Genomic DNA, 12,333 nt, shown 5'->3' with positions numbered 1-12,333 from the left:
CGGCGGTCGAGCCGAACTGGTCGAGGAACGCGGTCGCTCGGGCATAGACCTCAGCCCACTCGCCGACGCGATACCCGACAGCGTCCGGGAACCGGTCCGGGTCGATAGAGGTGAGGCGCGCGAGACCGGCGCGCCATAGGGCGAGACCGTCGGCAGTCGGAAGGGGTGGACGCCACACCGAAGGCGCCGGCGCCAGCACTTCGGTCTCGGCCTTGCGGGTCTCGGACCGGGCTTGGGCCTCGGCCTCCTCGCGGCTCAAGCCGCACTCGTACTCCAAGAAGGCGGTGCGCTCGTCGAAGGTCGGCGGCAGGGGCGCCGGGTGGGCGGCATCGGGGGACGCCGGCAAGGGCTCAGTTCCCGTTTTCTCTCTCAGTTCCCGTTTTAGAGAGAGAGACCGGGAACTGTAAGTATCTGATCCTGCGGGCTGTTCCCGCTGTTCCCGCTGTTCCTGGGGCCAAACAGGATAGCTACGCGCGCGCTCGCTCGCCTGCGCTACCTGACGCAGGGCGAGGCCGCGGCCTGATGAACTTTCTCTCGCCGGAGCAGCGCAGCGGGCTCGGGCAGCTCGCGGTCGCGACCCGACAGGCGGAAGCGGCAGGGCGGCCTATGCCGACTTGGGCAAGCGATTTGGAGCGGACAGGGTTTGATCCGAACGCAGTGGGACGCAGTATTTTCGGCGGCTCGGGGGCGATCGGCGCCAAGCCTGGGGCCGTGCTAGAAGCGCGGGCCGCCCGGGCGTTCCTCGGGGCGGACAGTCATGAATGGGCCGGGCTTCGGCAGGCTGCCGTTCACCGGCTCATGGATCCCGCCACGCCCGCAGCGAAGATGATCGGGCAGCTTCGCGATTTCACGGACGGCGCTGGCCGGGGCGTAGCCTCCACGCTGTTCAAGCCCGAGGAGTTGGGCCACTTCCGGCGGCTTGCGAGTGCATTGCAGGCCACGATACGGCCTGACGGGGCGATCAAGGCCGGGGAGGCGGGAGAGACGGGCCGCAAAGCAGTCGCGAAGCTCGCGGACCTGATCGCGGGCGCGGTGGCGTTCAAAGTTGGCGGGCTCGGCGCTGCGGCCGGAACCTACGGGGCGAAGGTCGGAACGCGGGCGATCGTCGGCGGCCTGGGCGCGGCTTCGGCTCGGCGGTCCTTTGAAGGGGGTGCGCCGCGGCTACTGGCGCCGCCTCCCATGCTGCCGCTCGGGCAGCTTGCGACGGGCGAGGGGCTGGCGTTGGGGCAGCAGTAGTTCGGCCGGTTAATCAGCCGTGAAGCCGGCTCCAACCCAGCCCAGGCCCCAGCACAAGCCGAAGATGACCACCGCCGCCAGGGTCGATGCCATCAAGCCGGGGTAGGTTTCAGACACTATCGTCGGGCCGAAAGCCGGCGCACCCTTGGCAAGGATCGTCCGCACCTCGGCCTCGGTCGCTTCGTAGGCGCGGCCGGGACAGCCGTTGCTCTCGTACACGTATTCCGGGGCGGCCGACCCGTACTGATTTGCGATGAGGGTTGCCCCGGTCTTCTGGCTCAGACATCGGGCCTGCGCGTAGGTCGACGCGGTATACGTGGCGGTATCGTAGGCGCTGCCGATTGAAAGCGCCGCGCCCGACAGGAACGCGATCCCGCCGAGAAAGGCGCCGATCCGCTTCGACCCGCGGAGGATCCTGGCGCCGCTGGTCATCTTGAAACTCTGAGGGGTCGTCATCTTCGGGCTGCCGGGAGACGGGCGCACGCACAAGATGCGGTCGAGCTTGCCGCCGCGCAACGGGGTGTCATCGGCAGTTCGTCAGCGTCGTGACGCCGATTCGGTTGGTCACGCATGTGGTCGGCCCGACAACCGGAGCCGCGGCCAGCGCCGCAACCTGATTCGCGCTGTTCCGGTCCTCAAGCTGCCGGATGGCCTTGGCCTGCTCGAAGGTGAACTCGGCCGGTGTGATCTGCTTGCGGTCCACCCTCTCGGCCAGGACGACACGGTAAGCCATGATCTCTTCCTCGCCCGGGGTGATCGGGGCCTGCGCCAGGGCGCGCAACTCGGCGTTGGTCCTTCGCGCCCATTCGGCCCACGACAGGCGGCGCGCATCCCTGTCGGCCTTCAAAGCCTCCAAGCGCGGGCGCGCCGCTTCGACCTGTTCGGGGCGCGGACCTGTCGAGGTGGTCGAGGCGGTCTGACAGGCAGACACCAGCGCGGCCATGGCCGCAGCAATAATCACCCGCCGCACGTTCGCCCCTCCCGCATCGGTTCCTACAACCTACGCGAGACTGCGGCCGTCCGGCTACCGCCAGGTGCCGTCCATCTTGCCGAACGCCCGCAGACCGTCACCGCATGGCTCGACCGCTTCCACCACCCGCGCGGATTCTCGTACGGTCTGATCGGTCAAGGTCGCCCGCCGCTTGTCGGCAGCCTTTTTTCGATTCCGTATCCACAACCTGCCTTTGTGGATCTCCCCTATCCGTGGGGTGAATCGTTTTGCATCCTATGCCTGCGGAGGCGGCCGGCCCCGTCGCGCTGAATGCGAAACGGTTTCGCATTTGCCCTCCCCGCCGGAGCCATTGCAGCCACTCCCGCGAGATAATGCGGATCACGTTCGGCTCGTTCTTCCGGCCCTGGTGGCGGCGCTCCTGGATAGTCAGCAGGCCGTCGCCCTCGGCCAGCCGGATCGCGGCTTGTGCCAACCTCCGGCAGACGCCGGCCCGCGCCGCAATGGCATCGATACACAGCCCGCACGCGCCGTTGCGAGCCATCTCGTCGCCGACGATCCGCAGGACCGCGAGCTGTCCGGTGGTGAACCGGGATCCGAGCGCGGGCGGCATCGGGCCGGAAAAGGCCAGTCGGCGGCGGCGCTCGATGGCTACGGATCGCTCAGGAGCCCGCTGGGCGCGCCTCGGCGGGAACAGCGTCACACGGCCGAGCGGAATGCCGACGGGCACCACGGCCTCGCGCACGGCACTCCTGCGGGTGTGCAGCGCCTCGGCGAGCCCTTGCGCTTCTGCGTCGGTGACGGTCTCGGCGGCGTGGGCCTGCCAGATGGTGCGCGACAGGTCGTCGAGCTGCGCAAGCGTGCGCGCGCCCTCGATCGCCGACCGCATGGTGGCGTGAAACATCGTCCTCGGTCCCTCACGGGCCGCGGCTAGGGTCCAGGCAAAGCCTTCCCGTTGACGGAAACAGGTTCCGTCTTGACTCCCGGGTGGGAGCTATGGCTTGTGGGGGGTGATCAGACCGGCCCCACAAGGCCCCAGGTTTTCGACGGGCTCACCCTTCGCAGGGGTGGGCCCGTTGGCTTTTCAGGGTCTCAGATCCGCAGCGGTTGCTCTCCTGACGGTGGCTGCGACTCGCCTGGGCGGGTGCAACCGGAACGGTCCATGTCGGCCGGGCGGCACGGTTAAGTCAACGTTGGGGGAGGGGCGCAGGGGCGCTCTACCCAGTAGCTACGCCTGATCGCGCCGCCAGCCCTTCGATCGGGAGGATGAACCTGCCAGTTCGTTGACGGGTGTTCTCACAGCCTAGGCGGTACTCTAAATCGAGGTATTGGCCTTCGCGAGCGTTGTTCCACTCGAACAAGCCGAATGGGCGCAGGACGATGCCAGATCTTATCTCGACTACAGATGAGCTTGTTCCAGGATTTATCACCTGGTTGGCGCCGGCATGGAAGCAAAGCCATTCCCCTTCTTGACTTCGCCGATAGTCAAAGCGCGGCTCTGACCGCACGTCGCCGAAGATAGGTCCTTTAAAGTATAAATAAGGGTATTTAGCCGTCACCTCGGATATATTATTGAGTTGAAGGACAAGTTCGGATGTTTGATCACCGGCGCCATTCGTCGAGATAATGTCAAGCCGCCACGCTAGCTGCAAATCAGGGACTGCCACGCGCTTGAACGCATCTTCAATGTCGTAGTGCTCCATTTTAAAGAAACTGTCGCCGGCACGCTTAAAGTATTGCTTTTGCCCACTCGCTTCTGAGCGATGAGGGCGACGCTCTGAACGTTCAACGTAGATCAATAGGTAGCCCGCACCCGGCGCTGATGCCGACGGGATCGTGCAGAGATGAATGCCGTCGTGGCGCGGTTGAATAAGTTGGCCAACGAGAGTTGTGGCTTCAGACAGGAATAGCTCAATCTGAGCTATTGGAGCGGCCGGAGCTTGTGCGCAGTCGATGCCGTCCTGCCCCTTCTCTGCGTTCACGCCCCAGACTAGAAGTCCGCCGGCAGAGTTTGCAAAGCCAGACACGGCCTTAGCTAGGATCTTCTTGTCATTATTGTCAAAGTCGCCCTTCTTGGAATCGCCTTTTTGTTTAAAATCGAGTTGCACGCCTTCCTGCATTCGGTCGGCAATCAGACGCTGGATACCCGGTTCGCCTTCATCGCTCAGTCGGTTAAAAAGTTCGCGCATGTAGCCTCCAGGCTTCTATGCTGGCACGACAGGGGCGGTGGTGTCTCTGCCGCTCCAGTTTGGCTAGCGAGGCGGTCCGCGAAGGATCGCCCGCACCTCCCTGACGTGCTCGGGCTCGGGGACGCCCGGCAGCAGGGCGGCGATAGCCTCGTGGCAGGCGAGCCACTTCCGCATCAGGCGCAGCAGCCGGTCGTCCGAGAAGCCCGCGCCCCGGCCGACGATGGCGTGGGCACGCATGTCGAGCCAGCGCACGCGCGCCACCAGGGCGAGAAACCGGACGGTCTGACGCCAGGACAGGCGCCGCTCGGACACCGGCCGGATTGGGAGCGCGGTCGGCATCAGCGCACCCCTGCGAGGTCGAGGAGCGCCACGCCAGCCGCCGCGATGACGTTGCCTCGGCCTCGCCAGGGCAGGATCTGCGCCTCAGGCAGCAGCTCGGCCGCCACCTCCGGCAGTACGGTCTCAGGCGCCTCGGCCTCGCCGTCCCGGTCGCTGCCCCGCATGTAGACCACCTGCGAGCCGGCGGGGTTCTCCGGCGCGGCTAAGGACGGCTCGTCGTCGGCGCCGTCCTCCAGGTCGGGACAACCGTCGATGCCGTTCAGCACGGCGATGTAGTGGTCTGCGAGGTCGAGAGCTGCCTGTACGCCGGCCTCGATTTGAGCCCGCAGCTCGGCGCCGGCCAATGGCTCGGGCGTCTCTGCGAGGTCGGCCGCTGCTGGCTTCGGGCGCGGCTTGAACGTGAGCACGTTGCTCATGGGTGCGGGTCTCGGGGTGTGAAGGGAAAGACCCGGCGGCACCCGGCCGGGGCGGGACGCGCGGCAACAGGAGAAGGGGGGAGGCGCTTTCAGCGCCCCGCCTGCTTGGCCGCACGCGCCATCACGGCAGCGTGGAGGTCGAAGGTGATCTGATCCGCGAAGCCGTAGGCATCTCGCGGCTGACCCGGCCTATCGACAGCAACCCATTCCATCCACGCGCAGGCCAGGGCCTTCGGTATGATCGCCTCGGGAGTCGCGGGAAGCGCATGGGCAGCGTCGAGCAGGCTGTTCCGGCGCTCGGTCTCCCGGTCGAAGTTGGGTTTGGTCCAAGCGTCAGAAAGCGTGGCACCCCAGGATGCCCAACCGTCGAGGATGTCGGTGGCCAGCCGGTTCGGAACGGCCGCGGTCGCCATGACGCCCGACAGGCTGTCGGCGATGGCGCCGAACACTTCCTCTAGCGCTGGACCGTCGATCAGTCCGTCGTTGATGGGGGCGTACTGCTGCGCGTGGCGGATCATGGCGAGCACGCCTGACAGCGTCGTCGGTCGAACCCCGAACAGGGCGGCCCAAGCCTGTTTCTCTGCCTTTCCGGCGGCATCGTATGCGGCATGAGCCGGGGCCATGGCCTCGTCTGACGTGTCGCCACCGTTCTGCTGAACCCATGCGCGATCCTGCGGGTTCACGGTCTCCGAGAAAGCTGCTCGGGCGTCTGCGTGAGCCTGGATCGCCGAGAAGATCGGATCCCCGCCCGTAGGCAACGTGGGGGCCTTGCTTGCTGCCGGAGCGGCAACGATTGCCAGGGCATCCATCCGCATGTCGCGGCGCATCTCGGCCGCCACCCTCGGCCAGACAAATGGATCGCGAACCCCCACGTAAGCCTGTTGGCGCCGCTCGAACTCGGCCTCGGCAAGCGCGAGCAGGTGGGCCGCCTCGCGCGGGATGGCATAGTCGAGGCGCAGCAGACCGGAAGGCTGGTGCTGCGGTGACGGCAGGAACCCCGGGTGGTAGGCGGCAGCTTCGGCCCAATCCCGATCCATGCCGGGATAGCGCGCCTCGTGCAGGCCGAGACAGGCGTTGATGAGCGCCACGAAGGCATGACCGTGAATGGTCGGCTCGACGGGTTGGCCCGGGAGGTCTTCGTTCAGCGTCTTGTCGATGTGCCGATCCGCTCGCGCAGGTGAGCATCGGTGTAGGGGCCATCGCTGGCATAGAGCGTCCCCAGCTTGCCGGCGGCCTGCCGCCTTTCCATCACCTCGCGGCTGCTTGGCCGGTTGACGGGGTCGGTCCACCACCGCTTTTCGCCCTTGCCGCCGGCGGCACGGCAGTTCGTCAGCAGCACGTCACGGGCGCCGCCGCTCCATTGCAAAAGGCACAGAGCGCCGTGCGTCGGCTCCTGCCGGCTCGGATCGTAGATGACAATCTCGCCCGGTCGCACGGCAGGGTAGGCGGCCGCGGTCTCGACGTAGTGCTCGCCCATACCCTCCGGGCACTCGGCCATCTCCGGCAGCTTGACCGGGGTTCGATCATGCCCCTCCATGAGTTCGGCCGGCGTGAAAATCCCGGTGATGCGATGGATCGTGCCGACCCTGTCTGCCCGGATGCGGCCGAACTCGCCCGTGACAGGGTCCACCACCTCGATCAGTGGCGTGACCTCAGAACCGGGGGCGAACGGGCGCGCGAACTCCGGCAGGAAGCCGCGGGTCAGGTCGAAGATCGCCGGGCCGCGGCCGCCCTTCATGTAGAAGACAGCGAGACCTGCCTTGGCCGGCATCTCCGGTTCGACAAGGACGCTTGCGCCGGGACCCGCGTGCAGCCCGAGGCCGTTGTCGTCGATCATGAGCCCATAAGCGTCCGGGGTGGCATTGCTGGACGCCGGGATCGTGCCGTCCGGCTGACGCGCCTTCGGTGAGGGCGCGACCTCCAGCTCGACGTGCGCGGCCGGGTCGGCCTCCTTCTGCTTGAGCAGCTTGCCCCTGCCGCGCTTCACGGTGGCGGCACGCTCCTCGAGGTGGGCGTTCGGGCGGGTCTCCGTCGGGGTTGTCGACTTTGGCTTGCGCATGGTCACGCTCCAGGGATCACAGGATCAGGGGATCGGAGGCGCGGCAGCACTTGCCGCGCGGTGGCGGCGTGTCAGAGCAGAGAGGCGAGGCCGGTGAGCACCATGCCGCCGCCGATGATCGCGAAGGCGGCCAGCAGCTCGGCGCCGACGTCGAGGAAGCGCAGGGACCGGCTGTGCGACGTGTCGGGGCGGACAGGCGTCACGGCTTCCCACGGCTCGATCTCGCCCGGGATCGGCTCGTCGGGCAGGTTGCGGTAGCGGCGATCCACCGGGGTCTGGCGGCGGCCCGTGCGGGCGCTGGTGCTGCGGACCGGGACGGGCTGGCTGAAATTTGGGATGCGGGCATAGGACATCGTTCGGGCTCCGGTGATGGCTCGTGGCGGTGGGTCGGTGGTGGTGAAGGGGGTGCGAGCCGGGGCTCAGCCCGGCGCGGTCAGGGGATCAGTGAGCGGCGGCGCGACGGGCGGCCTTGGCGACCTGCCAGGCAGCCTTGAGGGCGGAGGACATCGCCTCGCGGCGGGAGACGCCGCAGCGTTCCATGATGCCGATGGCGGCCTTGCAGGCGGCGGCCATGATGGCGGCCCGGTCGTACTGGCCGGCGGTGGCGAGGGGGCGGGTGCGCGCGCCGAACTGGATGAGGGCGCGGGCGCTGAGCAGACCGGCGGGAATTACCGGCTTGCTGTCGTGCAGCGAGCGGGAAAGGCGGGTCCAGGAGACGGTGCGGTGGGACATCTGATATGCCTTGCGCGGGTCACTGCTTACCCTTATCGTGTAATCCCATCCCGATAGCGCGTCAACACTCAACGCGCATGTTTTTGCATGATAGGTGTCAAATGCTGACGGGAGAGCAGTTGCGCGCCGCGCGCGCGATGCTGAAGCTCGAGCAAGGCGAGTTGGCTGAGCTTTCCGGCGTGTCGGTCGAGACGATTAAGCGGGTCGAACGGATAGACGGTCCGATCAGCGCGAACTCGATGACGCTCGACGGGCTGCAAAAGGCGCTAGAGCGCGAGGGGGCAGTGTTCCTGCCGGAGAACGGCGGCCTGCCAGGCGTTCGGCTTCGGCGGGACCCGCCAGCCAACATTCGGACCCGCAAGCGCAGGGGGGAGGCATGAGGATCGATTTCAGTGCCGAGCAGGCGCAGATTATCGGGTGGTTCATGAAGCACCAGGCCGAGAATGGTCTGCGGCAGGCAGCCGAGATGAAAGCGCAGTCCGAGGCGGCAGGCAGGGTCTCGGAAAAGGTGACGGGTGGCAGTGTGGATCTCGACGAAGCCGAAATCCGGACCCTGCTGATCTTCTTGAACGGGTTGGGCCTGATTGCCGGCATGGTGCCTGGCATGATCCGAGACGATGCGGCTGCCCAACTCAAGGAACTGCTGCCGCAGATTGAGGACGCGAAGCGCAAGCTCGACAACTGAAGCCTAGGCTTCGGCCGGGCGGCCATACCATCACGGCTCGCCCGGCCTCGCGCACCTTCCGACCGCGTCCGCGGCTGGTGGCGTTCAGATAGGCCAATCAGCGATCCCTCGCCAGCTTGGGAGCATGGGAGCTTGATAGCATGCAATTTCGCAAGCTCGCGGGCTTCGGATCGTGCAGGCCTAAAATCTCGTGGTCTCGGGATCCTGCTAGATACGCATCTCGCCAGCGGGCGGGCTCGCGGGCTCGTTGACAGTATCGCTCGCGGGCTCGATTGCTGCCGAGCTTGATCGCACGGAATGGGGGCGAATGTGCAGGTGATTGCGGTCACGGCAAGAAAGGGCGGCGTCGGCAAGACCACGCTCTCAATGCACCTGTCGGTTCTGGCCGCGCAGGCGGACAGCCCCGCCCTGTTGATCGACACGGATCCGCAGCGGTCACTCGCCTGGTGGCATCAACTCCGCGGGCCGGATGAGCCGAAGCTGATCGAGGCGGACGCGCGCGAGCTGCCGGACCTCGTTGCGGCCGCACGGCGCGAGGGGTTCGGCCGGATCATCATCGACACCCCACCGCACGCCGAGGACAGCATTCTCGCGGCCATGCGGGCGGCCGATCTCGTGCTCGTCCCGACGCGGCCCGGTCCGCTCGACCTGGCGGCTGTCGCCTCGACGCTGGATCTCGCGCAGCGGGTCGGCAAGGCGCCGCTCGCCGTCATCAATCACGCCCCGGCCCGCACGGGTTCGGCCGAGCCGGCGATCGTCGCCGAGGCCCGGGCGGCGCTCGTCGCCATGGGGGCGACCGTGGCGGCCACGGCGCTGGCAAACCGGGTCGCCATGTCCCACGCCATCCTGACCGGCTCCACGGTCAACGAGCATGAACCGGACGGGAAGGCCGCGGCCGAGGTCGCCGCACTCTGGCAGGAAGTCGAGGCGGCGCTGGCCGCTGGGGAGAAGAAGGCACAATGAGCAAGGCGCCCCGCCCTACCTTGGACAGCCTCGCCGGCCGGTTCGCCCGAAAGGATCCGCCGGGCGTCACTGGCAACGTTGATAGTGAGCCAACCCCGGCCAGCCTGCCGACGCCCGAGACCGCGGCACCTGCCGCTCGACCGGAGAAGGCCAAGGCGGACGCCCGGGTACAGATCCTGACGCGGATTGACCCGGCCACGCGCAAGCGTCTCAAGGTGATTGCGGCTGAACAGGAGCGGACCATTCAGGAGATATGCGAGGAGGCCATCCGCGATTTCGTGGCCCGGCATAGCAAGTGATCTCATTCCCAAGCTGGCGAGCTATCAAGCTCCCTTGATCCGAGGATAGCGTATGGCGACCGTCGAGCGGGTGAACACGACAATCCTCGGCGCGGCGGCCGAGCACTACGTCATGTGCCAACTTCTTCGGCGGGGCCTGATCGCGGCACTCGCGCCGGCTGGTGTGCCCGATGCGGATATCATCGTCTCGAACCGGCTGGGCAGTTCGTTGGCGGCCGTTCAGGTCAAGGCTCGGATCAACGTTGGGACCGGCGGTTGGGTGCTGAAGGCCAAACACGAGACGATCCGGCGCGCGCTGCTGTTCTATGCCTTCGTGGATTTCGACGATGCGCCTGCAGCCGCGCCTAGGTGCTGGATCGTTCCGAGCGCCACCGTCGCGGAAGCTATCACCGAGAGTCATGCAGCCTGGCTCACGACACCTGGCAGGAACGGGCAGGCTCACCGCGACACGGAAATGCGTAGCTTCATGCACGACTACAGCCGGCAGGGGCTCGGTCGTAGTCGCGGCTGGCTTGATCCGTACCGCGAGGCTTGGCACCTCGTCGCGGCAGCATCAGACGGCACAGTTGCGCAGGATCCTCTGGCCTAATCTGCATCGCAATCTTGCTATCAAGCTCCCTCGTTGGCTTGCTCCCATGCCATCCGTGATATAACTTTCGATAAACCGCATTCTCGAAAGTTATGATCGGGCGGGACCAAAGGGGCATGATGAAATGAAGCCTCAGCTATCTTCGCCCGCCGATGCGTTCGCCCCGGTCCGCGACGCCGCGTCGAGCGCTGTGCGCAATCTCGGCTTAACGTGCGCGCCGTGGCAGCTCTCGCCCGAGCACTGGCAACGGGTGCTCGTCGCCGTCGAGGCGCGAGCCAGGATGCGCGGCCTCACTCTGGCAGATGGCTGGCGCGGGGAGTTGGCCGAACAGATGGGCCGGACCGAAACCAATACCTCCACCGAACCGGGGAGCTAGACGATGGATGTGCAGACCATGGATCTCCTGCCGCTCGACACCCCGCCTTCCGCCACCGCAGGGTTCGATTATTCCCAACTGAACGATGCAGCAGCGAACCAAGCCAAAGCAGCGGTCGACCGCTACCGTGATCGACAAATGGCCTACGTCATTGAGACCGGCCGGGATCTCTTGGCGATCAAGGCTCAGCTTGAGCACGGACTGTTCCTCGAATGGGTGCAGGCCGAGATGGGTATGACGCCCCGATCCGCGCAGCGCGCCATGAGCGCCGCTGAGGTGCTGGGGGATAAAAGCGACACGGTGTCGTATTTGCCGCCGAGCGTCCTCTATGAGCTGTCGGCCCCCTCGACGCCTGAGCAGGTGCGCGCCGCGGTGCTGCGCCGGATTGAGGCCGGCGAAACGGTTCGCCCTGAGAAAATTCTGCATGACGTACGTCAAGGTCGGGACCAAGCTCGACAACACATCGCAGCCGAGAAGGAGAGGACGCGGCGAGCGGCGCTCTCCCAGGAGGAGCGAGACGAAGAGGACGCCCTGCGGGGGAAGGGTGAAAAGCGACAAGCGGCCGCCACCCGGAAGCAGGAACGGGAGCGGGTGGCTCGCGAGGATGAGCAGCGCCGGAAAGACGCGATCATCGCGGAGGGCGCCGTAGCCCTGGTGGACATGATCGGGGCTGATCGCGTCGCGAAGTTCTTCGCACGGTTCGGCAACCTGTCTGACGCGGCATTCCAGGAGGCAGAGAGAGAGGCGCACCGGCAGCGGGCGCAGGCAGTTGAGCCAACCGAGATTTCGATCAACGACGTGTGGCGTATCGGATCGCTGTACGGCTGGCTTGCTCCGGTAGACCGGCCGCGGGTCGAGGCATTGGCTCGGGACATCGAACGGGATGGGTTGTGCGAATACCCTGTCGTTCTGCGGGACAGTCGCAATAGAGTTCACCCTTATCGGGTGCTCTCGGATCACGACACGGTGCGGGCTTTGACCGACGTGCTGGGACGTCAGAATTTCCCCGTTCGCATCGCACCTCCCGTCACCACCGCTCCCGCCGATGGAAGCGATGGCTGAACCCGAAACCCTGCTTGTCGAACTACCGGGTGATCCCCGGCAGTTGCCCGCAGAGGCCGCGGCGATCGTCCGGGCCTACCAGCAGGCCAGCAAGGCGCCCTCGACGGTGCGTGCCTATCGCGGCGACGTGCTGGTGTTTCAGGCGTGGTGCGACCGGTACGGGTTCCGGTCGCTGCCGGCGAGCCCTGAGGCCGTGGCGGGCTTCATCGTCTCGGAAGCGGAGGACCGCCGCGCTGCCTCGACGCTCGGCCGCAGGCTCGCCGCGATCCGGTACGCACACAAGCTGGCCGGCGTCGCTGATCCGACAGATGATGAAGGCGTGCGCGCCGCCATGAAGGGCGCCCGGCGCAAGGTAGGCGTTGCCCCGACGCAGAAGGCGGCCGCAACCGCGGAGATCCTGGCTGCTCTCCTGATGCGGACGCCCGACAGTCTGACGGGC

20 protein-coding genes are annotated in these 12,333 nt (G+C 66.7%); 9 read left to right on the top strand and 11 right to left on the bottom strand.

The window, feature by feature from the left end; genetic code table 11:
- Positions 1–346, bottom strand: a 346-nt coding sequence (locus MKK69_RS22035) for a hypothetical protein (protein WP_243971459.1), incomplete at its 3' end; no start/stop codon positions are given.
- A gap of 176 nt (positions 347–522) precedes the next feature.
- On the opposite strand from MKK69_RS22035, the gene MKK69_RS22030 reads away from it, so the two are divergent.
- A complete protein-coding gene (locus tag MKK69_RS22030; RefSeq protein ID WP_243971458.1) occupies positions 523–1,236 on the top strand; it encodes a hypothetical protein in 714 nt (237 codons plus the stop codon).
- Positions 1,237–1,245: 9 nt separating this feature from the next.
- Here the strand turns inward: MKK69_RS22030 and MKK69_RS22025 are convergent, their stop codons facing one another.
- The 10 genes from MKK69_RS22025 to MKK69_RS21980 form a co-directional block, all read right to left on the bottom strand.
- Positions 1,246–1,752, bottom strand: a complete 507-nt coding sequence (locus MKK69_RS22025) for a hypothetical protein (RefSeq protein ID WP_243971456.1) — start codon at positions 1,750–1,752, stop codon at positions 1,246–1,248.
- A gap of 7 nt (positions 1,753–1,759) precedes the next feature.
- Positions 1,760–2,206, bottom strand: a complete 447-nt coding sequence (locus tag MKK69_RS22020; RefSeq protein WP_243971453.1) for a hypothetical protein — start codon at positions 2,204–2,206, stop codon at positions 1,760–1,762.
- 97 nt (positions 2,207–2,303) lie between these two features.
- Complete coding sequence (locus MKK69_RS22015) at positions 2,304–3,089, bottom strand: hypothetical protein (protein ID WP_243971451.1); 786 nt, start codon at positions 3,087–3,089, stop codon at positions 2,304–2,306.
- Positions 3,090–3,402: 313 nt separating this feature from the next.
- Positions 3,403–4,374, bottom strand: coding sequence for a helix-turn-helix domain-containing protein (locus MKK69_RS22010; protein ID WP_243971449.1), 972 nt, complete (start codon positions 4,372–4,374; stop codon positions 3,403–3,405).
- Between the two features lie 63 nt (positions 4,375–4,437).
- Positions 4,438–4,713 (bottom strand): hypothetical protein, encoded by a 276-nt coding sequence (locus MKK69_RS22005; RefSeq protein WP_243971447.1) that lies wholly within the window; start codon positions 4,711–4,713, stop codon positions 4,438–4,440.
- Positions 4,713–5,129 (bottom strand): hypothetical protein, encoded by a 417-nt coding sequence (locus tag MKK69_RS22000; RefSeq protein ID WP_243971445.1) that lies wholly within the window; start codon positions 5,127–5,129, stop codon positions 4,713–4,715. Before MKK69_RS22000 ends, MKK69_RS22005 begins: the two co-directional genes overlap by 1 nt.
- An 89-nt stretch (positions 5,130–5,218) precedes the next feature.
- The gene (locus MKK69_RS21995; RefSeq protein ID WP_243971443.1) at positions 5,219–6,217 is read right to left on the bottom strand and encodes a hypothetical protein; all 999 of its coding nucleotides are present in this window, start codon (positions 6,215–6,217) and stop codon (positions 5,219–5,221) included.
- Positions 6,218–6,270: 53 nt separating this feature from the next.
- Complete coding sequence (locus tag MKK69_RS21990; protein WP_243971441.1) at positions 6,271–7,188, bottom strand: hypothetical protein; 918 nt, start codon at positions 7,186–7,188, stop codon at positions 6,271–6,273.
- Positions 7,189–7,259: 71 nt separating this feature from the next.
- Positions 7,260–7,541, bottom strand: a complete 282-nt coding sequence (locus MKK69_RS21985; protein WP_243971439.1) for a hypothetical protein — start codon at positions 7,539–7,541, stop codon at positions 7,260–7,262.
- Between the two features lie 88 nt (positions 7,542–7,629).
- Positions 7,630–7,920, bottom strand: a complete 291-nt coding sequence (locus MKK69_RS21980; RefSeq protein ID WP_243971437.1) for a hypothetical protein — start codon at positions 7,918–7,920, stop codon at positions 7,630–7,632.
- 101 nt (positions 7,921–8,021) lie between these two features.
- Between MKK69_RS21980 and MKK69_RS21975 the strand changes: the two genes are divergently transcribed.
- From MKK69_RS21975 to MKK69_RS21940, 8 genes are all read left to right on the top strand, one after another.
- On the top strand, positions 8,022–8,300 hold the full coding sequence (locus tag MKK69_RS21975) for a helix-turn-helix domain-containing protein (RefSeq protein ID WP_243971435.1): 279 nt from the start codon (positions 8,022–8,024) through the stop codon (positions 8,298–8,300).
- Positions 8,297–8,605, top strand: coding sequence for a hypothetical protein (locus MKK69_RS21970; RefSeq protein WP_243971433.1), 309 nt, complete (start codon positions 8,297–8,299; stop codon positions 8,603–8,605). Before MKK69_RS21975 ends, MKK69_RS21970 begins: the two co-directional genes overlap by 4 nt.
- 315 nt (positions 8,606–8,920) lie before the next feature.
- On the top strand, positions 8,921–9,568 hold the full coding sequence (locus MKK69_RS21965; RefSeq protein WP_243971432.1) for a ParA family protein: 648 nt from the start codon (positions 8,921–8,923) through the stop codon (positions 9,566–9,568).
- Positions 9,565–9,867, top strand: a complete 303-nt coding sequence (locus MKK69_RS21960; RefSeq protein ID WP_243971430.1) for a ribbon-helix-helix domain-containing protein — start codon at positions 9,565–9,567, stop codon at positions 9,865–9,867. The genes MKK69_RS21965 and MKK69_RS21960 overlap by 4 nt, the downstream gene beginning before the upstream one ends.
- Positions 9,868–9,919: 52 nt before the next feature.
- Entirely contained in the window at positions 9,920–10,456 is a 537-nt protein-coding gene (locus MKK69_RS21955) for a hypothetical protein (RefSeq protein WP_243971427.1), read from the top strand.
- Between the two features lie 124 nt (positions 10,457–10,580).
- Positions 10,581–10,832 (top strand): hypothetical protein, encoded by a 252-nt coding sequence (locus MKK69_RS21950; RefSeq protein WP_243971426.1) that lies wholly within the window; start codon positions 10,581–10,583, stop codon positions 10,830–10,832.
- 3 nt (positions 10,833–10,835) lie between these two features.
- Entirely contained in the window at positions 10,836–11,894 is a 1,059-nt protein-coding gene (locus MKK69_RS21945; protein WP_243971424.1) for a hypothetical protein, read from the top strand.
- A partial coding sequence (locus tag MKK69_RS21940; protein WP_243971422.1) for a site-specific integrase occupies positions 11,887–12,333 on the top strand: 447 nt, incomplete at its 3' end. The genes MKK69_RS21945 and MKK69_RS21940, both read left to right, overlap by 8 nt.

The organism is Methylobacterium sp. J-026 (assembly GCF_022829585.1).
Lineage (GTDB): Bacteria > Pseudomonadota > Alphaproteobacteria > Rhizobiales > Beijerinckiaceae > Methylobacterium.
Note: the sequence above shows the minus strand (reverse complement) of the source record. Positions and strands in the feature narration are given on the sequence as shown.